This window comes from Cupriavidus pauculus (assembly GCF_002858765.1).
Lineage (GTDB): Bacteria > Pseudomonadota > Gammaproteobacteria > Burkholderiales > Burkholderiaceae > Cupriavidus > Cupriavidus pauculus_B.
On sequence record NZ_PJRP01000001.1, the window covers coordinates 661,555 to 685,184 of the forward strand.

General features: G+C 65.6%; 21 protein-coding genes. 19 read left to right on the forward strand and 2 right to left on the reverse strand.

All coding sequences use genetic code 11. The annotated features are described in order from the left end of the window. Positions 1 to 23: 23 nt before the first annotated feature. The 7 genes from CYJ10_RS02995 to CYJ10_RS03025 all read left to right on the forward strand — a co-directional run bounded on the left by CYJ10_RS02995 (position 24) and on the right by CYJ10_RS03025 (position 7,046). Positions 24 to 1,460 carry a sodium:solute symporter family protein gene (locus tag CYJ10_RS02995; RefSeq protein WP_101680056.1) on the forward strand — a complete coding sequence of 479 codons (1,437 nt, stop codon included), beginning with the start codon at positions 24 to 26 and terminating at the stop codon, positions 1,458 to 1,460. Positions 1,461 to 1,656: 196 nt separating this feature from the next. Beyond that, positions 1,657 to 1,977 (forward strand): FmdB family zinc ribbon protein, encoded by a 321-nt coding sequence (locus CYJ10_RS03000; protein WP_101680057.1) that lies wholly within the window; start codon positions 1,657 to 1,659, stop codon positions 1,975 to 1,977. A gap of 13 nt (positions 1,978 to 1,990) precedes the next feature. Then, a complete protein-coding gene (locus CYJ10_RS03005; protein ID WP_101680058.1) occupies positions 1,991 to 2,683 on the forward strand; it encodes a DUF502 domain-containing protein in 693 nt (230 codons plus the stop codon). Positions 2,684 to 2,730: 47 nt separating this feature from the next. Further along, the gene (gene aspS / locus CYJ10_RS03010; protein WP_101680059.1) at positions 2,731 to 4,539 is read left to right on the forward strand and encodes an aspartate--tRNA ligase; all 1,809 of its coding nucleotides are present in this window, start codon (positions 2,731 to 2,733) and stop codon (positions 4,537 to 4,539) included. 215 nt (positions 4,540 to 4,754) lie between these two features. After that, the gene (locus CYJ10_RS03015; RefSeq protein WP_101680401.1) at positions 4,755 to 5,720 is read left to right on the forward strand and encodes a hypothetical protein; all 966 of its coding nucleotides are present in this window, start codon (positions 4,755 to 4,757) and stop codon (positions 5,718 to 5,720) included. An 85-nt stretch (positions 5,721 to 5,805) separates the two neighbouring features. Then, the gene (gene nudB, locus CYJ10_RS03020) at positions 5,806 to 6,294 is read left to right on the forward strand and encodes a dihydroneopterin triphosphate diphosphatase (RefSeq protein WP_101680060.1); all 489 of its coding nucleotides are present in this window, start codon (positions 5,806 to 5,808) and stop codon (positions 6,292 to 6,294) included. Continuing rightward, positions 6,291 to 7,046, forward strand: coding sequence for an endonuclease/exonuclease/phosphatase family protein (locus CYJ10_RS03025; protein ID WP_101680061.1), 756 nt, complete (start codon positions 6,291 to 6,293; stop codon positions 7,044 to 7,046). Before nudB ends, CYJ10_RS03025 begins: the two co-directional genes overlap by 4 nt. 48 nt (positions 7,047 to 7,094) lie before the next feature. Here CYJ10_RS03025 and mobB read toward each other — a convergent pair whose 3' ends face one another. Continuing rightward, a complete protein-coding gene (mobB, locus tag CYJ10_RS03030; RefSeq protein WP_101680062.1) occupies positions 7,095 to 7,607 on the reverse strand; it encodes a molybdopterin-guanine dinucleotide biosynthesis protein B in 513 nt (170 codons plus the stop codon). Positions 7,608 to 7,895: 288 nt separating this feature from the next. Here mobB and clsB point away from each other — a divergent pair, with 288 nt between their 5' ends. From clsB to CYJ10_RS03065, 7 genes are all read left to right on the forward strand, one after another. Next, positions 7,896 to 9,110 (forward strand): cardiolipin synthase ClsB, encoded by a 1,215-nt coding sequence (gene clsB, locus CYJ10_RS03035; RefSeq protein WP_101680402.1) that lies wholly within the window; start codon positions 7,896 to 7,898, stop codon positions 9,108 to 9,110. Positions 9,111 to 9,497: 387 nt separating this feature from the next. Further along, positions 9,498 to 10,088 (forward strand): TetR/AcrR family transcriptional regulator, encoded by a 591-nt coding sequence (locus CYJ10_RS03040; RefSeq protein WP_066739514.1) that lies wholly within the window; start codon positions 9,498 to 9,500, stop codon positions 10,086 to 10,088. Positions 10,089 to 10,178: 90 nt separating this feature from the next. After that, positions 10,179 to 11,966: an acyl-CoA dehydrogenase C-terminal domain-containing protein gene (locus tag CYJ10_RS03045; protein WP_101680063.1), complete on the forward strand. Its 1,788-nt coding sequence runs from the start codon at positions 10,179 to 10,181 to the stop codon at positions 11,964 to 11,966. 90 nt (positions 11,967 to 12,056) lie between these two features. Then, on the forward strand, positions 12,057 to 14,483 hold the full coding sequence (locus tag CYJ10_RS03050; protein ID WP_101680064.1) for a 3-hydroxyacyl-CoA dehydrogenase NAD-binding domain-containing protein: 2,427 nt from the start codon (positions 12,057 to 12,059) through the stop codon (positions 14,481 to 14,483). Between the two features lie 20 nt (positions 14,484 to 14,503). Beyond that, complete coding sequence (locus tag CYJ10_RS03055; RefSeq protein ID WP_101680065.1) at positions 14,504 to 15,703, forward strand: acetyl-CoA C-acyltransferase; 1,200 nt, start codon at positions 14,504 to 14,506, stop codon at positions 15,701 to 15,703. A gap of 115 nt (positions 15,704 to 15,818) precedes the next feature. After that, positions 15,819 to 16,775, forward strand: a complete 957-nt coding sequence (locus CYJ10_RS03060) for a DegV family protein (protein ID WP_101680066.1) — start codon at positions 15,819 to 15,821, stop codon at positions 16,773 to 16,775. Positions 16,776 to 16,810: 35 nt separating this feature from the next. Next, positions 16,811 to 17,587 (forward strand): enoyl-CoA hydratase, encoded by a 777-nt coding sequence (locus tag CYJ10_RS03065; RefSeq protein ID WP_101680067.1) that lies wholly within the window; start codon positions 16,811 to 16,813, stop codon positions 17,585 to 17,587. A 77-nt stretch (positions 17,588 to 17,664) separates the two neighbouring features. Here CYJ10_RS03065 and CYJ10_RS03070 read toward each other — a convergent pair whose 3' ends face one another. Further along, positions 17,665 to 18,066, reverse strand: a complete 402-nt coding sequence (locus tag CYJ10_RS03070) for an acyl-CoA thioesterase (RefSeq protein ID WP_101680068.1) — start codon at positions 18,064 to 18,066, stop codon at positions 17,665 to 17,667. Between the two features lie 113 nt (positions 18,067 to 18,179). Between CYJ10_RS03070 and CYJ10_RS03075 the strand changes: the two genes are divergently transcribed. The 5 genes from CYJ10_RS03075 (at position 18,180) to CYJ10_RS03095 (ending at position 23,626) form a co-directional block, all read left to right on the forward strand. Then, positions 18,180 to 20,072 (forward strand): ABCB family ABC transporter ATP-binding protein/permease, encoded by a 1,893-nt coding sequence (locus CYJ10_RS03075; protein WP_101680069.1) that lies wholly within the window; start codon positions 18,180 to 18,182, stop codon positions 20,070 to 20,072. 172 nt (positions 20,073 to 20,244) lie between these two features. Beyond that, positions 20,245 to 21,303, forward strand: a complete 1,059-nt coding sequence (locus CYJ10_RS03080; protein ID WP_101680070.1) for an ABC transporter substrate-binding protein — start codon at positions 20,245 to 20,247, stop codon at positions 21,301 to 21,303. Continuing rightward, a complete protein-coding gene (locus CYJ10_RS03085) occupies positions 21,300 to 22,190 on the forward strand; it encodes an ABC transporter ATP-binding protein (RefSeq protein WP_101680071.1) in 891 nt (296 codons plus the stop codon). Before CYJ10_RS03080 ends, CYJ10_RS03085 begins: the two co-directional genes overlap by 4 nt. A 2-nt stretch (positions 22,191 to 22,192) precedes the next feature. Further along, positions 22,193 to 22,966, forward strand: a complete 774-nt coding sequence (locus tag CYJ10_RS03090; protein WP_101680072.1) for an ABC transporter permease — start codon at positions 22,193 to 22,195, stop codon at positions 22,964 to 22,966. Positions 22,967 to 23,179: 213 nt separating this feature from the next. Continuing rightward, on the forward strand, positions 23,180 to 23,626 hold the full coding sequence (locus CYJ10_RS03095) for a hypothetical protein (protein ID WP_101680073.1): 447 nt from the start codon (positions 23,180 to 23,182) through the stop codon (positions 23,624 to 23,626). Positions 23,627 to 23,630 lie beyond the last annotated feature (4 nt).

The window sequence follows — 23,630 nt, forward strand, 5'->3', positions numbered from 1 at the left end:
GCTATTTGGGATAGGGCAGCGGCATGCTGATCTGGTTCGTCATCATCTATTGGGTTATCTCGGTCGGCATCGGCCTGTGGGCGGCACTGCGCGTCAAGGGCACCGCCGACTTCGCCGTCGCGGGACGCAGCCTGCCGTTCTACATCGTCACCGCCACGGTCTTCGCCACATGGTTCGGCTCTGAAACCGTGCTCGGCATCCCGGCCGTCTTCCTCAAGGAAGGCCTGTCGGGGGTGGTCTCCGATCCCTTCGGTTCGTCGCTCTGCCTGATCCTCGTTGGCCTGTTCTTCGCCCGGCCGCTGTACCGGATGAACCTGCTGACGATCGGCGACTACTACCACAACCGCTACGGCCGTCTGGCCGAAGTGCTGACCACGCTGTGCATCGTCGTGTCGTACCTGGGCTGGGTGGCGGCGCAGATCAAGGCGCTGGGCCTGGTGTTCTATACGGTGTCGGACGGCGCGCTGTCGCAGGAGGCCGGCATGATGATCGGCGCCGCCAGCGTGCTGGTCTATACGCTGTTTGGCGGCATGTGGTCGGTGGCCGTGACCGACTTCATCCAGATGATCATCATCGTGATCGGCATGCTCTACATCGGCTACGAGGTCAGCGGGCAGGCCGGTGGCGTGACTGCGGTGGTGTCGCATGCGGCGGCGGCCGGCAAGTTCGAGTTCCTGCCATCGCTGGATCTGGTCCAGATCATTGGGTTTGCGGCGGCGCTGTTCACCATGATGCTCGGGTCGATCCCGCAGCAGGACGTGTTCCAGCGCGTGACATCCTCGAAGAACGAGCAGATTGCCGGCCGCGCCTCGGTGCTGGGCGGCGTGCTGTACTTCTTCTTTGCCTTCATTCCGATGTTCCTGGCCTATTCGGCCACGCTGATCGATCCGCAGATGGTCGAGAAGTACATCAATTCGGATTCGCAGCTGATCCTGCCGCAGCTGATCCTGAACCACGCGCCGATGTTTGCGCAGGTGATGTTCTTCGGCGCGCTGCTGTCGGCCATCAAGAGCTGCGCGTCGGCCACGCTGCTGGCGCCGTCCGTGACGTTCGCGGAGAACATCCTGCGCCCGTATTTCCGCCATTTGAGCGACAAGCAGTTCCTGCGCGTGATGCAGGCCGTGGTGCTGGTCTTTACCGCGCTGGTGACGCTGTTCGCGCTGAATTCGCACCTGTCGATTTTCCACATGGTGGAAAACGCCTACAAGGTGACGCTGGTGTCGGCGTTCGTGCCGCTGGCTTTCGGCCTGTTCTGGAAGCCGGCCACGCGCCAGGGCGGCCTGCTGGCCATTGTGCTGGGCCTGACCTCGTGGCTGACATGTGAGGTGGCGTTCACCGGGGCTACCGTGCCGCCGCAGATGGTGGGCCTGATGTTCTCGATCAGTGGCATGGTGTTCGGGTCTCTGCTGCCGCAATGGATCAGTGACCGGCCGCCTGTTCGTGAAGTGCATATTGCTTAACTTTTAAGCGCAGGGGCGAAATCGTGACGATTACGCCCCCGAAAGCCCCCATTTCCTGCCGGTAGACGCCGCGCCGACGGTTTATAATCCGAGGCTTTGCATCGCCGCGCGGGTATATTTTCGTGCGCTGGCCCTTGTCGAACGGACCGGGCGCAGCCATTTACCCGCTTTACGTTTCAGATTCCACGAAAGAACCATGCCGATCTATGCCTACCGTTGCGACGCCTGCGGCCACGGGCGCGATGTGCTGCAGAAGATGAGCGACGCCCCGCTCACGGATTGCCCATCCTGCGGCACCGCCGGGACCTTCAAGAAGCAACTGACCGCAGCCGGCTTCCAGCTCAAGGGCTCGGGCTGGTACGTGACGGATTTCCGTGGCGGCAGTGGCGGCGCCAGCGCGCCTGCCAGTTCGCCGGCCGCCGATGCCGCGCCGGCCGCCCCCGCCCCCGCCCCCGCCCCCGCCGCCGCGCCTGCGGCACCGGCCACGCCGGCCGCGCCGGCCTCCAGCAGCAACTGAGCGCCAGGAAGCCGTGGCTACCAAGAAAACGTCCGCCATCAAGACCTGGTTCCTGACCGGTCTGCTCGTGCTCGTGCCGCTGGGCATCACGCTGTGGGTGCTCAACCTGATCATCGGCACGATGGACCAGAGCATGGCCCTGCTGCCGCTGGCGTGGCAGCCCGAGAACCTGTTCGGGCGCCGCATCCCGGGCCTGGGCGCGATCCTGACCCTGCTGTTCATCCTGCTGGTGGGCGTGCTGACGCACAACTTCATCGGCCAGCGCCTGGTGCGCTGGTGGGAAGCGCTGCTTGGCCATATTCCGGTGGTGGGCCCGATCTATACCAGCGTGAAGCAGGTATCGGACACGTTGCTGTCGTCGTCGGGCAATGCGTTCCGCAAGGCGCTGCTGGTGCAGTATCCGCGCGAAGGGTCGTGGACGATCGCGTTTCTGACCGGGCGTCCGGGCGGCGACGTGCAGAATCACCTGCAGGGCGAATACGTCAGCGTGTACGTGCCGACGACGCCGAACCCGACTTCGGGCTTCTTCCTGATGATGCCGAAGGCAGACACCATCGAACTCGACATGACCGTCGACGCGGCGCTGAAGTACATCGTGTCGATGGGCGTGGTGGCGCCGACCGACCTGCCGCGCCGCAACGTTGACGCCGGCACGGACGAAGCCGTGCTGGTTGCGGACGAAGTCGCCGACACCCATACCAACTGATTTGCGCGCGGCTGCCTGGCGGCCGCGTATTACAGGGACTCTCTCCTATGTCTTCCATGCGTACACATTACTGCGGTCTGGTGACCGAACAACTGACCGGCCAGGAAGTGGCCCTGACGGGCTGGGTGCAGCGCCGTCGCGACCATGGCGGCGTGATCTTCGTCGACCTGCGCGACCGTGAAGGCCTGGTGCAGGTGGTGTGCGATCCGGATCGTCCGGAGATGTTCAAGGCCGCGGAAGAGATCCGCAACGAATTCTGCATCCGCGTGGTGGGCAAGGTGCGCCCGCGCCCGGACGGCACCGAGAATGCCAACCTGACCTCGGGCAAGATCGAGGTGCTGTGCCACGAGCTGACAGTGCTGAACCCGTCGGTCACGCCCCCGTTCCAGCTGGACGACGACAACCTGTCGGAAACCACGCGCCTGACGCACCGCGTGCTGGACCTGCGCCGCCCGCAGATGCAATACAACCTGCGCCTGCGCTACAAGGTGGCCATGGAAGTGCGCAAGTATCTGGACGCACAGGGTTTCATCGACATCGAAACGCCGATGCTGGGCAAGAGCACGCCGGAAGGCGCACGCGATTACCTGGTGCCGTCGCGCGTGAACCCGGGCCACTTCTTCGCGCTGCCGCAGTCGCCGCAGATCTTCAAGCAGATGCTGATGGTCTCGGGTTTCGACCGCTACTACCAGATCACCAAGTGCTTCCGTGACGAGGACCTGCGCGCCGACCGCCAGCCCGAATTCACGCAGATCGACTGCGAAACGTCGTTCCTGACCGAACAGGAGATCCGTGACCTGTTCGAGGACATGATGCGTACCGTGTTCAAGAACGCCATCGACGTGGACCTGATCTCCAAGTTCCCGGTGATGGAATTCCGCGAAGCCATGGCCCGCTTTGGCTCGGACAAGCCTGACCTGCGCGTCAAGCTGGAATTCACCGAGCTGACCGACGTGATGAAGGACGTCGACTTCAAGGTGTTCTCGGGTCCGGCCAACAGCGACACGGGTCGTGTGGTGGGTCTGCGCGTGCCGGGCGGCAGCGCCATCTCGCGTGGCGAGATCGATGCCTACACCCAGTTCGTGGCGATCTATGGCGCCAAGGGCCTGGCGTGGATCAAGGTCAACGAAGTGGCCAAGGGCCGTGACGGCCTGCAGTCGCCGATCGTGAAGAACCTGCACGACGCCGCGATCAACGAAATCCTGAAGCGCACCGAAGCCCAGGACGGCGACATCATCTTCTTTGGCGCCGACAAGGCCAAGGTAGTCAACGACGCCATCGGCGCGCTGCGCCTGAAGATCGGCCATTCGGAATTCGGCAAGAGCACCGGCCTGTTCGAGGACACCTGGAAGCCGCTGTGGGTGATCGACTTCCCGATGTTCGAGTACGACGAGGAAGATGCTCGCTGGGTGGCCATGCACCATCCGTTCACCAGCCCCAAGGACGAGCACCTGCAGTACCTGGAAACCGACCCGGGCAAGTGCATCGCCAAGGCCTACGACATGGTCCTGAACGGCTGGGAAATGGGCGGCGGCTCGGTCCGTATCTACCGCGAGGACGTGCAGAGCAAGGTGTTCCGCGCGCTGAAGATCGGTGCCGAGGAAGCACGTTCCAAGTTCGGCTACCTGCTCGACGCCCTGCAATATGGTGCGCCGCCGCATGGTGGCCTGGCCTTCGGCCTGGACCGTATCGTGACGATGATGGCCGGGGCCGATTCGATCCGCGACGTGATCGCCTTCCCGAAGACGCAACGTGCCCAGGACCTGCTGACCCAGGCGCCGAGCTCGGTCGACGAAAAGCAACTGCGCGAGCTGCATATCCGCCTGCGCGCGCAAGAGCCGAAGACGACTGCCTGACCGGATCGCCCGATCCCCTGACCGGCGCCGGATCATTCCGGTTCTGGTATGAAAAGCCGCGCCCAAGCGCGGCTTTTTTGTTTCTGGCGCAAGGATGCGTTTCCATTTGTTACTACCCGGAACGAAGCCATCCCGGATGATGTCTTTCTGCCTGATGCGCGCGAAGCCGGCCCACCCGAAAGGCCGGGCGCGACGTGGGAGGACTACAACAGATGCTGCAACTCGATACGGAAATGATCCGGGCCTTCGTACTGGCCCATGCCGAAACCATCCTGACCTGGCTGGTGGCCGGGCTGTTGATGATGCTGCTGGCGCGCTTCGAGCTGCGCCGCGCAGTGCGCAAGTCGGCCCAGGCCATGTCGGAATCGGTGGCGACCACCGTGGCGGCCTGCGTGCCCGATATTGCGCATGCCGTCCAGAACGCGCAGCCGCTTTCGGACTACGCGCAGCCCGTGCAGGGCGAGGGCCCCGTGGCCGCACAGCGCGCCGACGCCCTGCGCAAGCTGGCGCTGGATACCGTGGCAACCGTCATGGCCCGCGGCCGATGGCTGGAGGATGTCGGCAACCTGCGGCTGGCCGAGGATGCGCTGCTGTCGGGCCGGCGTGCCGGTGGCGCAGACCCGCTGCTCGTGGTGGCGCCGCAGCCCGTCGTGCAGGCCTATCTGACCGCCCAACGCACGTTTGACGACGAAGCCACGCGCCTGCAGACCCATCGACGCGAGGCGCTTCGGCTTCAGGAAGCCCTGGCGCAGGTGAATGCCGAGGCGGCCCATGTGGAGCAGGAAACGGCCAGCATCGTGATGCGCTTCGAGCAGGTCAATGCCCAGGCCGCGCAAGGCGTGGAGGCGGGCGACTACCAGCGCTTCCTGATCCAGAAATACAACCAGCTTGGCATGCGCGAGAAGGAAATCGGCCAGGAACGCTCGGAACTGGCCGCCCAGGTGCGCGAAAGCACCGATGCGCTGGCCGAACATGCCCGTGTGGCATCGCAGCGCTACACCCAGGCGCTGGCGCCGCTGATGCAGCAGCTGCGCGCCGCCTGGGGCCATGGCGATTCACCCGAAGTCTTCGATACGTGGCTGAGCGGCATGTCCGGCACGGGGCCGGACGGCGTGGCCTCGCCGGTCCCCGGCGGGCATTACCTGACACCCCGGCAGTCTGGCGAGCAGACCGCCGCCTGATTCCACATCGCGGTATTCAGACAGCGGAGGACGCCGAAGCTGGCGCCGCTGCGCTATGCTTGGGGTCTGTTGCTTCCACCGCCCCATGCGCTACAAGATTCCCGAATCGGTGCTGGTCGTCATTCATACGCCAGACCTGCAAGTCCTGTTGATCGAGCGTGCCGACCGGCCAGGCTTCTGGCAATCGGTCACGGGCAGCCTCGATGCCGAAGACGAGCCGCTGATGGCCACTGCCGCCCGCGAAGTTGCCGAAGAAACCGGCATCGTGGCCGACCGCTACCAGCTGACCGACTGGCGGCATACCATCGACTACGAAATCTACCCCCAGTGGCGGCACCGCTATGCCCCCGGCGTCACCCGCAATACCGAGCACTGGTTCGGCCTGTGCGTGCCCGAACCCCTGCCGGTGACGCTGGCGCCGCGTGAGCACCTGCAGTTCGAGTGGTTGCCGTGGCAGGCCGCCGCCGAGCGCTGCTTTTCCAGCAGCAATGCCGAGGCGGTGCGCCAGCTGGCCTGGCGCATGGCCGGGGCGCAGGGCGCGGAAGCCGGGGCAGTCCGTGGAGAGGCGCGATGAAACTGCGCGTCGTGACCTACAACATCCACAAGGGCGTGAAGGGGTTCACGGGCAAGCCGCGCATCCAGAGCGTGCGCACGGGCCTGCAGTCGATGGACGCCGATATCGTGTTCCTGCAGGAAGTGCAGGACCGCAATGACCGCCTGATCGCCGCCGAACTGTTCGATCCCGACCACACCCAGCTCAACTACCTGGCCACCGACGCCTATCCGCATTCCGTCTACGGGCGCAATGCGGTGTACGACCACGGGCACCACGGCAACGCGATCCTGTCGCGGCATCCGATCCTGATGTCAGAGAATCTTGATATTTCGGATCACCGCTTCGAGCAGCGCGGGCTGCTGCACGCGGTGGCGGATATCAATGGCGTGGAGGCGCACCTGATCTGCGTGCATTTCGGGCTGTTCGCGCGCAGCCGGGTGCGGCAGGCCAGCGCGTTGGTGGAGCGGGTGCGGTCGGTGGTGCCCGACCACGCCCCGCTGGTCATCGCCGGCGATTTCAACGACTGGAACCACAAGCTCGATACCCGCATCTGCAACACGCTGAATGCCGTGGAGTCGGCCCACGCCAAGAACGGGCGCATTCATACATTTCCGAGCCATATGCCGTGGTGGCAACTCGACCGCATCTACGTGCGCGGGTTCGACATCGAACGCTCGCAGGCGCTGACCGGCCGCGAATGGGCCGAGCGCTCGGATCACGTGCCACTGATGGCCGAACTGGCGCATCGCGTGGCGATTCCGGAAGCGTAAGGCGGAAAGAAGGGGCAGGGGCCCGTCCGGGCCCTGTTGAATCTGGCGTCAGTGCGATGCCAGGTAGTCGCGGATCCAGTGGTAGATGGCGTCCGCGTCGGCCAGGTCGATCACGGGCAGCGTGGTCTGTCCGGCCACCTGGTCCATCGCATCGGTGGCCACCGCCACCACACCCGGCACTTCGGACCAGAGCGGCGCCTTGCCGTTGGCAGGCCGATAGATTTCCAGCTTGGGGAAATCGCTCCATTTGTAGCCCTCGACCATGACCAGGTCGGTGTCGGGCGGCAGCACGGCCAAGGCTTCGCCGATCTCCGGAGAGGGCTTGTCTTCCGGGTAATGACGCATCAGCGTCAGGTGGCGGGCGCCGACCAGCACCACATTTTCGCAGCCACCCTGGCGCATGCGCCACGAATCCTTGCCTGGTGTGTCCGGATCGAAGCCGTGGTGCGTGTGCTTGATGCCGGCGACGCGCAGGCCGTCGGCCACGAAGCGGGGGATCAACTGGTCCAGCAGCGTCGTCTTGCCGCTGCCCGAAGAACCGGCGATACCGAATACCTTCACAATGCTTTCCCTGTTGGGCGTCACAATGTCCCGACAATAGCAGAGTTCGGCTGGGCCATGTGCAGGAGCCGCCCGTTGGCCGATAATCGAGCCATGTCACGGATCTACGATCGCGCCGAACCCGAATTGTCCCGGCCCCCCGATGGGCACGATGCGCCCGAGGTACCCGGGGTGCCCGATGCGCGCCAGGCGCCGGCGGATGCCGCCCCGTCGCCATCGCCCGCGCCCGGCCTGACCGGGCCCGTCCATGAGCTGCGCACCGCGGGTGCCCACGCCAAGGCCAGGCTGATGCACTGGGTGCGCCGCCGTGGCAGCCCGGTGCCGGGCAACCTCGTCGACCTGCTACGCAATGGCCAGGAGTTCTTTCCGGCATTGATCTCGGCCATCGATGCCGCGCAGGGGCACGTGGTGGTGGAAACCTATATCTATGCCGACGATGACGTGGGCACGCGCGTTGGCGATGCGCTGATTGCCGCTGCCCGGCGTGGCGTCGATGTCCGGCTGGTGGTCGATGGATTTGGCGCTGGCGACATGCCCGCCGCGCTGCTGGACCGCCTGCGCGCCGGCGGTGTCAATGTGGAGATCTACCGGCCGATGCGCGGGTTCAAGTTCGCGCGGCGCCACCTGCGGCGACTCCACCGCAAGATCGCCGTGGTCGACGGCAAGGTTGCCTTCGTGGGCGGCATCAATATCATCGACGACCATAACCACGGGCCGGTCGATCTGCCGGAACTGGGGCCTCGCTACGACTTTGCGGTGCGCGTGCGCGGGCCGCTGGTGGCGCAGATCGCACTGGCGTCGGCACGGCTCTGGTTTCGCATCGCACAACGGCGCGGCCTGCGCGAAACCGCGAATGCGTTTGCCGAAGTGGAGACGCTGACGCGTGGCGCGCGGCAGGCGCGGAGTGACGTCCAGCCCGACGGCGTGCCCGCCGCCTTGCTGCTGCGCGACAACCTGCGCAATCGCCGCACCATCGAACGCGAATACCTGTACGCGCTGGGCTCGGCGCGCCACGATGTGATCCTGGCCAATGCCTACTTCCTGCCCGGCCACAAGATGCGGCGCGCGCTGCTGGCCTGCCGGGAGCGCGGTGTGCGCGTGCGGCTGCTGCTGCAGGGGATGGTGGAATACCGGCTCCAGCACTACGCCACCCACGCGCTCTACGCGCGGCTGCTGGAGGCGGGCGTGGAGATCTATGAGTACGAGGAGAGCTTCCTGCACGCCAAGGTGGCCGTGGTCGACGACACCTGGGCCACAGTGGGATCGAGCAACATGGATCCCTTCAGCCTGTTGCTGGCCCGCGAGGCCAACGTGGCCGTCTATGACGCCGCGTTTGCCGATACGCTGCGCACCCGGCTGGAGCGCGCCATGGCCCAGCGCAGCGCGCGTGTGATGCCCGAGGTGCACGCCCGGCTGCCGCGTTTGCGGCGCTTTGCCAATTGGGCGGCCTACTACGTGTTGCGTCTCGGCGTCGTTATCGCGGGGGTGACGGGGCGCTACTGAGGCGCCGACAAGGCGTCACACGGTAACATGGTGCCTCGCCGCAGCCCTGCCTTGTCCGGTTGCGCGCATACCCCGATCCCATGCGGTTTTTAAGCCGTTGCTGCAATGCGCCGCAACGTGCGCCCGTGTCGGCCCCATCGGGGCCGTGTGTTTAGAAACACGGGTCTAATTAAATACTTGATGCCAGTCGGCCTCGCCAGAATAATCTGAACGACCGTTCTTTTTTGGCTTAGACTTCGTGCATTTGCGACGGCAGTTTGCTGTCGCGGCGCCTGCCGAACGCAGCGTCAAGCCAGGAAACAGCATCCGCGGGATGCTGAAGAGAACGGAGAGAAAACCATGCGACACCAGTCAGTTCGTCTTGAATCCGCCGCCGCGCCCACGCCCTTGCGAAAGGGTGAGATGACGCGCGTGGCGATTCTCGATGCCGCACTGGAACTGTCGTCCCGCGACGGGCTGGAAGGGCTGACCATCGGCCTGCTCGCGGAACGCATGCAGATGAGCAAGAGCGGCGTATTCGCGCATTTCGGTTCGCGCGAGGACCTGCAGGTGGAAGTGGTGCGCGAGTATCACCGTCGGTTCGAGCAGGAGGTGTTCTACCCCTCGCTGCAGGAGCCGCGCGGTTTGCCTCGCCTGTGGTCGATGGTGCGGCGCTGGATGGAAAAGCGCATCCAGGAAGTGACCACGGGTTGCATCTACATCAGCGGGGCGGTGGAGTACGACGACCGCGCGGAAAGCCCGGTGCGTGACGAGCTGGTCAAGAGCGTCACCATCTGGCGGGCCGCGTTGTTGCGTGCGATCGACCAGGCCCGGGAAGAGGGGCACCTGCGCGCGGATTGCGATCCGCGCCTGATGCTGTTTGAAATGTACAGCCTTGAACTAGGCTTGCATCATGACGCCCGATTCCTGCGCCTGCCGGACAGCGCCGAACTTGCCATGGTCGCGCTCAACAAACTGATTCAGTCTTACCGAACCTGAGCCGCCCCCGGGCAACGGTCGCACGCGTCCCCTCCAGGGCGTGCGGCATGCGCGTGTGGCGGCACTAAGCAAACCTCCAAGGAGTCTTTGATGGGCCAGTACACCGCACCGTTGCGCGACATGCAGTTCGTGCTCCATGAACTGCTCGGCGTAGAAGCCGAACTCAAGGCGATGCCGCAACACGCGGACATCGACGCGGACACCATCAACCAGGTTATCGAAGAAGCCGGCAAGTTCTGCTCGGACGTGGTGTTCCCGCTGAACCAGCCCGGCGACCGCGAAGGCTGCACGTACGTCGGCGACGGCGTGGTGCGCGCACCCAAGGGCTTCAAGGAAGCCTACCAGCAGTATGTCGAGGCCGGCTGGCCTGCGCTGGCCTGCGACCCCGAATTCGGCGGCCAGGGCCTGCCGATCATCGTCAACAACGCGCTGTACGAGATGCTGAACTCGGCCGGCCAGGCCTGGACGATGTACCCGGGCCTGTCGCACGGTGCCTACGAGGCGCTGCACGCGCACGGCACGCCGGAACTGAAGCAGGCCTACCTGCCCAAGCTGGTGTCGGGCGTGTGGACCGGCACGATGTGCCTGACCGAGCCGCACTGCGGCACCGACCTGGGCATCCTGCGCTCGAAGGCCGAACCGCAGGCCGATGGCTCGTACGCCATCACGGGCACCAAGATCTTCATCTCGGCCGGCGAGCACGACCTGGCCGAGAACATCATCCACCTGGTGCTGGCGCGCCTGCCGGACGCCCCGCAAGGCACCAAGGGCATCTCGCTGTTCGTCGTGCCGAAGTTCATTCCCGATGCCAGCGGCAACCCGGGCGAGCGTAACGGCATCCAGTGCGGCTCGATCGAGCACAAGATGGGCATCCACGGCAACGCCACCTGCGTGATGAACCTGGACGGTGCGCGCGGCTGGCTGGTTGGCGAGGCCAACAAGGGCCTCAACGCCATGTTCGTGATGATGAACGCCGCCCGCCTGGGCGTGGGCGCGCAAGGCCTGGGCCTGACCGAAGTGGCCTACCAGAACTCGCTGGCCTACGCCAAGGACCGCCTGCAGATGCGCGCGCTGACCGGTCCGAAGGCCCCCGAGAAGGCGGCCGACCCGATTATCGTGCATCCGGACGTGCGCCGCATGCTGCTGACGCAGAAGGCCTACGCCGAAGGCGGCCGCGCATTCAGCTACTGGACGGCGCTGCAGATCGACCGCGAACTGTCGCACGCCGACGAGAGCGTGCGCAAGGAAGCCGCCGACCTGGTGGCGCTGCTGACCCCGGTGATCAAGGCCTTCCTGACCGACAACGCGTTCACGTCGACCAACGAAGGCATGCAGGTGTTCGGCGGCCACGGCTACATCTCCGAGTGGGGCATGGAGCAATACGTGCGCGATGCCCGCATCAACATGATCTACGAAGGCACCAACACGATCCAGTCGCTGGACCTGCTGGGCCGCAAGATCCTGGGCGACATGGGCGCCAAGCTGAAGGCCTTCGGCAAGATCGTGCAGCAGTTCGTCGAGGAAGAGGGCACCAACGAAGCCATGCAGGAATTCGTGAACCCCTTGGCCGACATCGGCGACAAGGTGCAGAAGCTCACGATGGAAATCGGCATGAAGGCGATGGGCAACCCCGACGAGGTGGGCGCCGCCGCCGTGCCGTACCTGCGCGTGGTGGGCCACCTGGTCTTCTCGTACTTCTGGGCCCGCATGGCCAAGATCGCGCTCGAAAAGCAGGACAGCGGCGACAAGTTCTACGTCAGCAAGCTGGCCACGGCGCGCTTCTACTTTGCCAAGCTGCTGCCGGAAATCGCCGCCGAAATCCGCAAGGCGCGCGCCGGTTCGGCCACGCTGATGGCGCTGGATGCCGATCTGTTCTGATCGGCCGGACAAGTTATGCGGAGGCGGTCGACTGACTGCCTCCGGCCTTGCAGACTCTCTTCTCAAACGCTCACGACTCTAGGAGCGCGCATGTCCAATTTCATCGTCAAGAAAGTCGCCGTGCTGGGTGCCGGCGTCATGGGGGCGCAGATTGCCGCCCACCTGGTCAACGCCCGCGTGCCCGTGGTGCTGTTCGACCTCCCGGCCAAGGAAGGCCCCAAGAATGGCATTGCCCTGCGTGCCATCGAGAACCTCAAGAAGCTGTCGCCGGCGCCGCTGGGGATCAAGGATGAGGCCGGCCTGATCCGCGCGGCCAACTACGAGGACGACATCGCCCTGCTGAAGGAATGCGACGTGGTGATCGAGGCGATCGCCGAACGCATGGACTGGAAGCACGACCTTTACAAGAAGGTGGCGCCGCACCTGGCGCCGAACGCAATCTTCGCGACGAATACGTCTGGCCTGTCGATCACGTCGCTGTCCGACGGCTTCGACGCCGACCTGAAGGCGCGCTTCTGCGGCGTGCACTTCTTCAATCCGCCGCGCTACATGCATCTGGTGGAGCTGATCCCGACCGCCACCACGAAGCCGGAGATCCTGGATCGCCTGGAAGCCTTCCTGACCACCACGCTCGGCAAGGGCGTGGTGCGTGCCAAGGACACGCCGAACTTCATCGCCAACCGCGTGGGGATCTTCTCGATCCTGGCCGTGTTTGCCGAAGCCGAAAAGTACGGCATTCCGTTCGATATCGTCGACGACCTGACCGGCACCAAGCTGGGTCGCGCCAAGTCGGCCACGTTCCGCACCGCCGACGTGGTGGGTCTGGACACGATGGCGCACGTGATCAAGACCATGCAGGACGGCCTGGGCGGTGACCCCTTCGCAGCCGTCTACAAGACGCCGGCCGTGCTGAAGAGCCTGGTGGATGCCGGCGCGCTGGGCCAGAAGACCGGCGCGGGCTTCTACAAGAAGGAAGGCAAGGCCATCAAGGTGCTGGACGCCAAGACCGGCCAGTACGTGGATTCGGGCAAGAAGGCCGACGAGATCGTCGTGCGCATGCTCAAGAAGGACCCGGCCGAGCGCATCAAGCTGCTGCGCGAATCGACCAATCCGCAGGCGCAGTTCCTGTGGGCCGTGTTCCGCGACGTGTTCCACTACATCGGTGTGTACCTGGAGCAGATCGCCGGTTCGGCGGCCGACATCGACCTGGCGATTCGCTGGGGCTTCGGCTGGAACTCGGGCCCGTTCGAGGACTGGCAGGCCGCCGGCTGGATGCAGGTGGCGCAGTGGGTGAAGGAAGACATCGAAGCGGGCAAGGCGCTGGCCAACGTGCCGCTGCCGGCCTGGGTGCTGCAAGGCCCCGTGGCCGACAACGGCGGCGTACACACCGCGCAGGGTTCGTGGTCGCCGGCGACCAGCAGCTTCGTCAAGCGCGCCGCGCTGCCGGTGTACGAGCGCCAGGTGTTCCGTGCCGCCATCAAGGGCACCGATGCCGCCGACCCGCGTCGCGCCGGCAAGACCATCGAAGAGAACGACGGTGCACGCATCTGGACCAGCGAAGGCGCTGACGATGTGCTGGTCATCTCGTTCAAGGGCAAGATGAACACCATCGGCCCGGACGTGCTCGACACCATCGTGCGCGCCGTGGAACTGGCCGAGGCCGAGTACAAGGGCCTGGTGGTCTGGCAGCCGACGTCGCTGCAGCTGGGCGCGCCGGGCGGTCCGTTCTCGGCCGGTGCCAACCTGGAAGCCGCGATGCCGGCCTTCATGATGGGCGGTGCCAAGGGCATCGAGCCGTTCGTGAAGAAGTTCCAGGACACGATGATGCGCGTGAAGTACGCGGCGGTGCCGGTGGTGCCGGCCGTGTCGGGTATCGCGCTGGGCGGTGGCTGCGAGCTGATGCTGCATTCGGCCAGGCGTGTGGTGGCGATGGAAAGCTACGTGGGCCTGGTCGAAGTGGGCGTGGGCCTGGTGCCGGCCGGCGGCGGGCTGAAGGAAGCCGCGATTGCGGCGGCCAAGGCGGCGCAGGCTGCCGGCAGCACGAACTACCTGAACTTCGTCACCAACCGCTTCCAGGCGGCGGCCATGGCCAAGGTGTCGACGTCGGCGCTTGACGCGCAGAAGATGAGCTACGTGCAGCCGACCGACACCATCGTCTACAACGTGCACGAACTGCTGTACGTGGCACAGAGCGAAGTGCGCGCGCTGGCCAATGCCGGCTACCGCGCGCCGCTGCCGGGCCAGCTGATTCCGGTGGCGGGCCGCTCGGGCATCGCCACGATCCAGGCATCGCTCGTGAACATGCGCGATGGCAACTTCATCTCGGCGCACGATTTCCTGATCGCGTCGCGCATTGCCGAAGTGGTCTGCGGCGGCGACGTGGAAGCGGGCTCGCTGGTCAGCGAAGACTGGCTGCTGGCGCTGGAACGCAAGGCGTTCATCGACCTGCTGGGCAATGGCAAGACGCAGGAGCGCATCATGGGCATGCTGCAGACGGGCAAGCCGGTGCGCAACTAATCCGCCAACGAGGAACCGACATCATGAAACAACTGCAAGACGCCTACATCGTTGCGGCTACCCGTTCGCCGATTGGCAAGGCCCCGAAGGGCGCGTTCAAGAACACCCGTCCCGACGACCTGCTGGCCTCGATCCTGAAGGCCGCCGTGGCCCAGGTGCCGGGGCTGGACCCGGCACTGATCGAAGATGCGATCGTTGGCTGCGCCATTCCCGAAGCCCAGCAGGGCCTGAACGTGGCGCGTATCGGCGCGCTGCTGTCCGGCCTGCCCAATACCGTGGGCGGCATCACGGTGAACCGCTTCTGTGCCTCGGGCCTGTCGGCCGTGGCCATGGCGGCCGACCGCATCCGCGTGGGCGAGTCCGACGTGATGATCGCCGCTGGCGTGGAATCGATGAGCATGGTGCCGATGATGGGCAACTCGCCGTCGATGTCGCCGTCGATCTTCGAGCGCGACGAGAACGTGGGCATTGCCTACGGCATGGGCCTGACCGCCGAGAAGGTGGCTACCCAATGGAAGGTGAGCCGCGAAGACCAGGACGCGTTCTCGCTGGCCTCGCACCAGAAGGCGATTGCCGCGCAGCAGGCCGGTGAATTCAACGACGAGATTACCCCGATTGAGGTAGTCGAGAAGTTTCCGGACCTCGCCACTGGCCAGGTCAGCGTCAAGACGCGTACTATCTCGCTGGACGAAGGTCCGCGCCCGGACACGTCGGTGGAAGGCCTGGGCAAGCTGCGCCCGGTGTTCGCCAACAAGGGCAGCGTGACGGCCGGCAACAGCTCGCAGACGTCGGATGGCGCCGGCGCGCTGATCCTGGTCTCGGAAAAGATCCTCAAGCAGTTCAACCTGGTGCCGCTGGCCCGTTTCGTATCGTTCGCGGTGCGTGGCGTGCCGCCGGAAATCATGGGGATCGGCCCCAAGGTTGCGATTCCGGCAGCGCTGAAGGCCGGCGGCCTGACGCAGGACCAGATCGAATGGATCGAGCTGAACGAGGCATTCGCCGCGCAGTCGCTGGCGGTGATGCGTGACCTGGAACTCGATCCGGCCCGTGTGAACCGCATGGGCGGCGCGATTGCGCTGGGCCACCCGCTCGGCGCGACCGGTGCGATCCGCTCGGCCACCGTGGTGCACGCGCTGCGTCGTCACAACCTGAAGTACGGCATGGTCACCATGTGCGTGGGCACGGGCATGGGCGCCGCCGGAATCTTCGAGCGCGTTTAAACGCGCCGCAGGGACAGCCCGGGGGAGGGCTGTCCCAACCTTCGATCAGATGAAGAAATGTATGGACACGAAGATGCCAACACGTTGACGCACTGACACGGAGGAGAACAACAATATGCAGGAGACCGCCATTCTGGCCGACGCGGCATGCGACATGCCGCGTTCGATGATGGACGCGCTGGGCGTCCGCACCATCCCGTTCCGCATCCGCGCCGGTGACCGCTTCGTGGTCGATACGCGCGACGAGGCCGCGCTGCCGGACCTCTATCAGCAATACCTGGTCGGCAAGCAGGACCACTACGCCGAATCGATCCCGCTGCTCGAACGCGAACTGGAAGACCACCTGCTGAAGAACGTGGTGGCCGGTTGCGACCGCGCCATCCTGCTGACCATCGCCAGCAGCCGCAGCAAGCTCTACGCGAATGCCACGGGCGCCGTGGTGGGCACCGTCGCGCGCAGTTTCAAGCTGCGCAAGGACGCCGGCCGCAGCGGGCTGTTCGACCTGACCGTGATCGACACCGGCGCCATCGGCCCCGGCCAGGCGCTGATCGTGCGCGAGGCCGCCCGTATGCTGGCCGATGGCGCGAAGGCGACGGCGGTGGTCGACGCCGTGGAGAACCGCCTGCGCGACGCCGCGCACATGTTCCTGATCCCCGACGAACTGCTGTACATGTACACGCGCGCCAAGCACAAGGGCGAGAACAGCATCACGTGGAGCCGCTACATGCTGGGTAGCGCGTTCAATATCCGACCGGTGATCCGCATGCACCAGGGCGAGACCGAAGCGATTGCCAAGGTGCGCGGGGCCGAGGACGGCGTGCGCCGCCTGCTGGGTCACGCGGAAGCCTGCATCCGGGCCAAGTGCCTGCTGACGCCCGCCGTGGCCGCCGCTTACGCGGGCGATCTGGACGAAGTGGAATCGTGGCCGGCGTGGCAGTCGCTGGCCGAAACCGCCGCCAAGTACGGCGTGGAGCTGATGCTCGCGCCGATGAGCCTGACCGTCGCGCTCAACGTGGGCGCGGGCGCGTTCGGGCTCAGTTATCTTTCCGACATGCCGCCACCGTTCGTGTGAGCGGCAGTCTGCATCACGACCGAGACGAGGAAGACATGAGCATTGCCACCCGCATCGACCAGGGCATTCTGGCCATTGGTTTCGATCGCATCGACAAGAAGAACGCCATCACCGCGGCCATGTACCAGACCATGGCCGATGCGCTGCGTGCCGCCGAATCCGACAGCGCCGTGCGCGTGATCGTGATCGAAGGCAAGCCCGAGATCTTCACGGCCGGCAACGACCTGGAAGACTTCATGAAGCGTCCGCCGACGCAAGGCAGCGACGGCGCCCAGCCGCCGGTGTTCCAGTTCCTGCACGCCATCAGCCACGCCACCAAGCCCGTGGTGGCGTCGGTCAGCGGCGCGGCCGTGGGCATCGGCACCACGCTGCTGCTGCATTGCGACCTGGTCTATGCGTCGGACACCGCCAAGCTGTCGCTGCCGTTCTCGCAGCTGGGCCTGTGCCCGGAGGCCGCGTCGAGCCTGCTGCTGCCGCGCCTGATGGGCTACCAGCGCGCCGCCGAGAAGCTGCTGCTGGGCGAGGCGTTCAGCGCGCAGGAGGCATTCGCGATCGGGCTGGTGACGAAGGTGTTGCCGGTGGGCGAGCTGTCGGACTACGTGCGCCAGCAGGCGGCCAAGCTGGCGGCGCTGCCTGCGTCGTCGCTGCGCGAGACCAAGCGGCTGATGAAGGGCGACGATGTGGCGGCCGTGGCGAAGAAGATGGCCGAGGAAGGCGAGGTGTTCCGCCGCATGCTGGTGGCGCCGGAAGCCAAGGAAGCGTTCACGGCATTCTTCGAGAAGCGCAAGCCGGATTTCTCGAAGTTCGACTGAGGCGCTGCATCTACCGCTTGTTTGCTCCCCTCTCCCGTCGTACTGGAGAGGGGAATCCAACCCGTTCAACGGCGCATTCAGGCCGGCAACACCCGCGGTTGCCGGCTTTCGTCGGTGGCCACGTACGTCAGCGTGGCTTCCGTCACCTTGACGATCTCGTGGCTGTGGCGCATCCGTTGCGCGTAGACCTCCACGGACACCGTGATCGACGTGCGGCCCGTCTTGACGATATCCGCGTAGAAGCTGACCAGATCGCCCACGAACACGGGGTGCTTGAAGAGGAACGAGTTCACCGCCACCGTGGCCACGCGGCCCTGGGCGCGTTCCACCGCCGGGATCGAGCCGGCGATGTCCACCTGGGCCATGATCCAGCCGCCGAACACGTCGCCGTGCACGTTGGCGTCGGCGGGCATCGGTACCACGCGCAAGGCCGGGTTCTTGCCGGCTGGCAGTTCGGAGAGGGGGGCGGAAGTGGACATGTCGGCGATCGATGAGAGCGGGAAATACGGAGAATTCATAAGGCGATAAGGCGATGGTCTGCCGGACATGGCGATCTCTGCGACAATCGCGGCATTGGCACGAATTCTAACGTATGCGCCGCTATTCCACGACCGCCGAGCCCGCCCCCACGGAGCCGGCCAATGCATTGTTCAAGGGCGCCGGTGCGCCCCGCAGCGACTGGCAGACCGTCCGCAACCTGCTGCCCTATGTCTGGCACTACAAGTGGCGCGTGATGCTGGCGCTGGCCTGCCTGGTAGCCGCCAAGGTGGCCAACCTGGGTGTGCCGGTGCTGATGAAAAAGCTCGTCGACGCCATGGACATCAAGCCCGGCGACGCCACGGCGCTGCTGGTGGTGCCGGTCGGCCTGATCGTTGCCTACGGGGTGCTGCGGCTGTCGAGTTCGCTGTTCACCGAGTTGCGTGAGATCCTCTTTTCAAAGGTGACGCAGAGCGCGGTCCGGGAGATCGCGCTGCAGGTCTTCCGCCACCTGCATGCACTGTCGCTGCGGTTCCACCTGGAGCGGCAGACCGGCGGCATGAGCCGCGACATCGAGCGCGGCACCCGTGGCATCCAGTCGCTGATTTCGTACTCGCTGTACAGCATCCTGCCGACGCTGGTGGAGATGTCGCTGGTCATCGGCTTCTTCTTCCTGCACTACGACATCTGGTTCGCGGCCATTACGCTGTGCGCGCTGGTGGGCTACATCACGTTCACGATCGTGGTGACCGAGTGGCGCACCCACTTCCGGCGCAAGATGAACGAGCTGGATTCGCGGGCCAACCAGAAGGCCATCGATTCGCTGCTGAACTTCGAGACGGTCAAGTACTTCGGCAACGAGGAATACGAGGCGCGCCGCTACGACGAGAACCTGCGCACCTATCGCACGGCGGCCATCCGGTCGCAGAATTCGCTGTCGTTCCTGAACTTCGGCCAGCAGGCCATCATTGCCACCGGCCTGATCCTGATCCTGTGGCGTGCCACGGTGGGCGTGGCGGCGGGCAAGCTCACGCTGGGCGACCTGGTGCTGGTCAACACGCTGATGATCCAGCTGTACATCCCGCTCAATTTCCTGGGCGTGATCTACCGCGAGATCAAGCAGGCCACCACCGACATGGACCGCATGTTCGTGCTGCTGGGCACCAACCAGGAGGTGGCCGACAGCCCCGACGCCCCGACGCTGCGCGTCAACGGGGCCGAGGTGCGCTTCCGCCACGTTGGCTTTGGCTACGAATCCAATCGCGTGATCCTGCAGGACGTGGATTTCACGATTGCGGCCGGCACCACCACGGCGGTGGTGGGCCACAGCGGGTCGGGCAAGTCCACGCTGGCCAGGCTGCTGTTCCGCTTCTACGACGTCTCGCAGGGCGATATCGAGGTGGACGGCCAGGACATCCGCCGCGTGCGCCAGTCCACGCTGCGCGCGTCGATCGGCATCGTGCCGCAGGACACGGTGCTGTTCAACGACAGCATCTACTACAACATCGCCTATGGCCGGCCCGAGGCCACGCGCGAGGAAGTCATCGCCGCCGCGCAGGCCGCCCAGATCGACCATTTCATCCGCGAACTGCCGCAGGGCTACGACACGCCGGTGGGCGAGCGGGGCCTGAAGCTGTCGGGCGGCGAGAAGCAGCGCGTGGCCATCGCGCGAACGCTGCTGAAGAACCCGCCGATCCTGGTGTTCGACGAGGCTACCTCGGCGCTGGATTCGCGCACCGAGCAGGCCATCCAGGCCGAACTGATGCGGCTGGCCCAGAACCGCACCACGCTGCTGATCGCGCACCGGCTGTCCACGGTGGTCCATGCCGACCAGATCCTGGTCATGGACCACGGCCGCATCGTCGAGCGCGGCACCCATGCCGACCTGATGCGTGCCAACGGCCGCTACGCCGAGATGTGGCAGATCCAGGCGCGCAATGCCGCGCAGGGCTCGCCCGATGCCGACGCCCGCGATATCGAGGTCGGCGACGCCACGCAGGACGCCTGACGATTGTCGACAATGGCTGCCGGCAACGCATGCCGACAGCGGGCCGCGCACAATCATGGTTCGTCAATGCACCGCGCGCACGCCTTGTGCCGGTGCATGACAGCCCCGCGAAAAGCTGGCACGTCCCTTGCGAAAAGCCCCCTCCAGAGAGATCAACTACTGGAGAAGGTCCATGCCGCAATCCCCCGTGCGCCGTCATCTGCTGAAGCTGTGCACCGCGTTGGGCACCACGATGGTGCTGTCGACACTCTGCGCAGGCACCGCGCAGGCGCAGGCCGCCACGAAGATCCGTTTCCAACTCGACTGGCGCTTTGAAGGCCCGTCGGCGCTGTTCCTGCTAGGCGAGCAGAAGGGCTACTACAAGGCCGAGAAGCTCGACGTGGCCATCGACGCCGGCAACGGATCGGGCAACGTGGTCAACCGCGTGGCATCGGGCACGTACGACATGGGCTTTGCCGACCTGGCGTCGGTGATGGAGTTCTACGGCAACAATCCCGACGCGAAGAACCGGCCGGTGGCCGTGATGATGGTCTACAACAACACGCCGGCCGCCGTGCTGGCGTTGAAGAAGTCGGGCATCAAGGCGCCGAAGGACCTGGCCGGCAAGAAGCTCGGCGCCCCGGTGTTCGACGCCGGCCGCCGCGCCTTCCCGATCTTCGCCAAGGCCAACGGCCTGCAGGCCGGCGCGTTCAACTGGCAGGCGATGGACCCCACGCTGCGCGAGACAATGCTGGCGCGCGGCGACCTCGACGCCATCACGGGCTTCTCGTTCACGTCGATCCTGAACCTGAACGCGCGCGGCGTGAAGGATGAAGACATCGTGGTGCTGCCCTACCCGCAGTACGGCGTGAAGCTCTACGGCAACGCGATCATCGCCTCCGAGCAATTCCTGAAGAGCAACCCCGAGGCCGTGAAGGCCTTCCTGCGCGCGTTCGCGAAGTCGGCGAAGGACGTGATCGCAAAGCCGGAAGACGGCGTCAAGGCCGTCAAGGCGCGCGACGGGATTATCGACGAGAAGCTGGAAGTCCGCCGCCTGAAGATCGCGCTGGACAGCGTGGTCAAGTCGCCCGACGCCAAGGCCGAAGGCTTCGGCCGCGTGAGCAAGCCGCGCCTGTCGCTGATGGCCTCGCAGGTGGCCGACGCGTTCGCCACCAAGGGCCGCATCAACCCCGATGCCCTCTGGACCGATGCATACCTGCCGTCGGCCGCCGAACTGGACGTATTGCGATGATGGCGCGCGAAGCCCTGATGCCCGCCTCGGGCACGCCGGCGGCTGACAAGCCAGCAACTGACAAGCCAGGTCAGCCGTTCGTCGATTTCAACCGCGTCTGGCTGGCCTACGACGACGATCTGGCACGCCGCGGCGAGTTCGCGGTCGAGGACATCTCGCTGCAGGCGCGCGAAGGCGAGTTCATCGCCATCGTCGGGCCGTCGGGCTGCGGCAAGTCCACGTTCATGAAGCTGGCCACGGGGCTGCGTCCGGCCACGCGCGGCGCGGTCAGCATCAACGGCGCCAAGGTAACCGGCCCGCTCAAGCAGGTGGGCATGGCCTTCCAGGCGCCGACGCTGCTGCCGTGGCGCACCACGCTCGACAACGTGATGCTGCCGCTGGAGATCGTCGAACCCTATCGGTCGACCATGCGCAAGAAGCGCGGCGAATATGTGGAGCGCGCCCGCGCGCTGCTGAAGACCGTGGGCCTGGCCGGCTACGAGGACAAGTATCCGTGGCAACTGTCGGGCGGCATGCAGCAGCGCGCGTCGATCTGCCGGGCGCTGATCCACGAGCCGCGCATGCTGCTGCTGGACGAGCCGTTCGGCGCGCTCGACGCCTTCACGCGCGAGGAACTCTGGTGCGTGCTGCGCGACCTCTGGCAGGTGCAGCGCTTCAACGTGATCCTGGTCACGCACGACCTGCGCGAGGCGGTGTTCCTGGCCGACACCGTCTACGTGATGAGCGCGCGCCCGGGGCGGATCGTGCTGCGCCGGGAGATCGACCTGCCGCGCCCGCGTCCGCTGGACATCACCTATACCGAACCGTTTGCCGAGCGCGTACACGAGCTGCGCGAGAAGATCGGCCACAAGCCGGGCAACCACACTGATAACGCAGGGCGGCACTGAACATGACGACGATGTCTTCTCTACAGGCGAAGCGCGTGCAGCGCGTTGCCCCTTGGATCCTGCTTGGCGCGTGCCTGCTGTTGTGGCAGGGCGCGTGCCTGGTCTTCGACGTGTCCGACTTCATCCTGCCCAGCCCGTCATCGATCGTGACGTCGATGGTGGAGTACGGCGGCGTGATCGCCGGGCACGCGTGGCGCACGTTCTGGACCACCATGGTCGGCTTCGCCGTGGCCATCGTGGTGGGCGTGGTGCTGGGCATGCTGATGGGTTCGTCGCGACTGGCCTACGCGGCCACCTATCCGCTGATGACGGCTTTCAACGCGCTGCCCAAGGCGGCGTTCGTGCCGATCCTGGTGGTGTGGTTCGGCCTGGGCGCAGGTCCAGCCATCCTGACCGCGTTCCTGATCTCGTTCTTCCCAATCATGGTCAACATCGCCACGGGACTGGCCACGCTGGAACCCGAATTGGAGGATGTACTACGCGTGCTGGGCGCCAAGCGCCGCGACGTGCTGCTCAAGGTGGGCCTGCCACGCGCGCTGCCGTTCTTCTTTGCATCGCTGAAGGTGGCCATCACGCTGGCGTTCGTGGGTACCACGGTGTCGGAGATGAACGCGGCCAACGAAGGGATCGGCTATCTGCTGGTGTCGGCCGGGTCGGCCATGAAGATGCCGCTGGCGTTCGCGGGGCTGGTGGTGATCGCCGTGATGGCGATGGTCATGTACGAGCTGTTTGCCGTGCTGGAGAAGCGGATGACGGGCTGGGCGCACCGGGGGTGATCGAGATACCCGGCCTCCCCTCGGGGTGACAAAGGCAAGACGCTGCCGACTTTGGACGGACGGCGATTGTTGGCGCATGGGCCGATGCCTAGAGTTTTGGACGCTAGGGCGACTTGCCTTGGCGAGTCCTTCAACGCAAAACTCGAGGTACCAACCATTCTAAGGAAAAGCCTGCCTTTCAGGCGGGCTGCAGCTTCGTCCGCGGCGCAGGTGTTGCTGCTGTCGTCCGCGGCGAATGCCGTGGCGGATACGCCGGAGCGACCCGGGGAATGCCGCGCGATCGAGCGCTGGCGGCCCCAGAGCGAGTATCCGCTGGGAAGCTGTGTGTACGCAGGCAAGTACATCTGGGCCAATGACGCCCATGCCAGAGCCGGGCAGCGGCCCGGGTCCGATGACCGGCGGTGGTACAAGATCGGCGACAACACCCTGGACGATCTGAACGTGGTGGTCGCCGCCAACGCGGCTGTGCAGCCGACGGTCTTCACCTATACCGCCGAGGCACCGTGGACGAACTCGCGGGTCCAGTTCGTCGCCAAGGGCACGCAGCGCAAGCAGGTCGTTGCATACCCGCAGGACGGCTACACGGCGCTCAAGGTGCTGGCGAGCATGGAAGGCGATGGATATAGCGGCCGTGTCGTGCCGCTGTGGCTCCGCGCGTAACGCA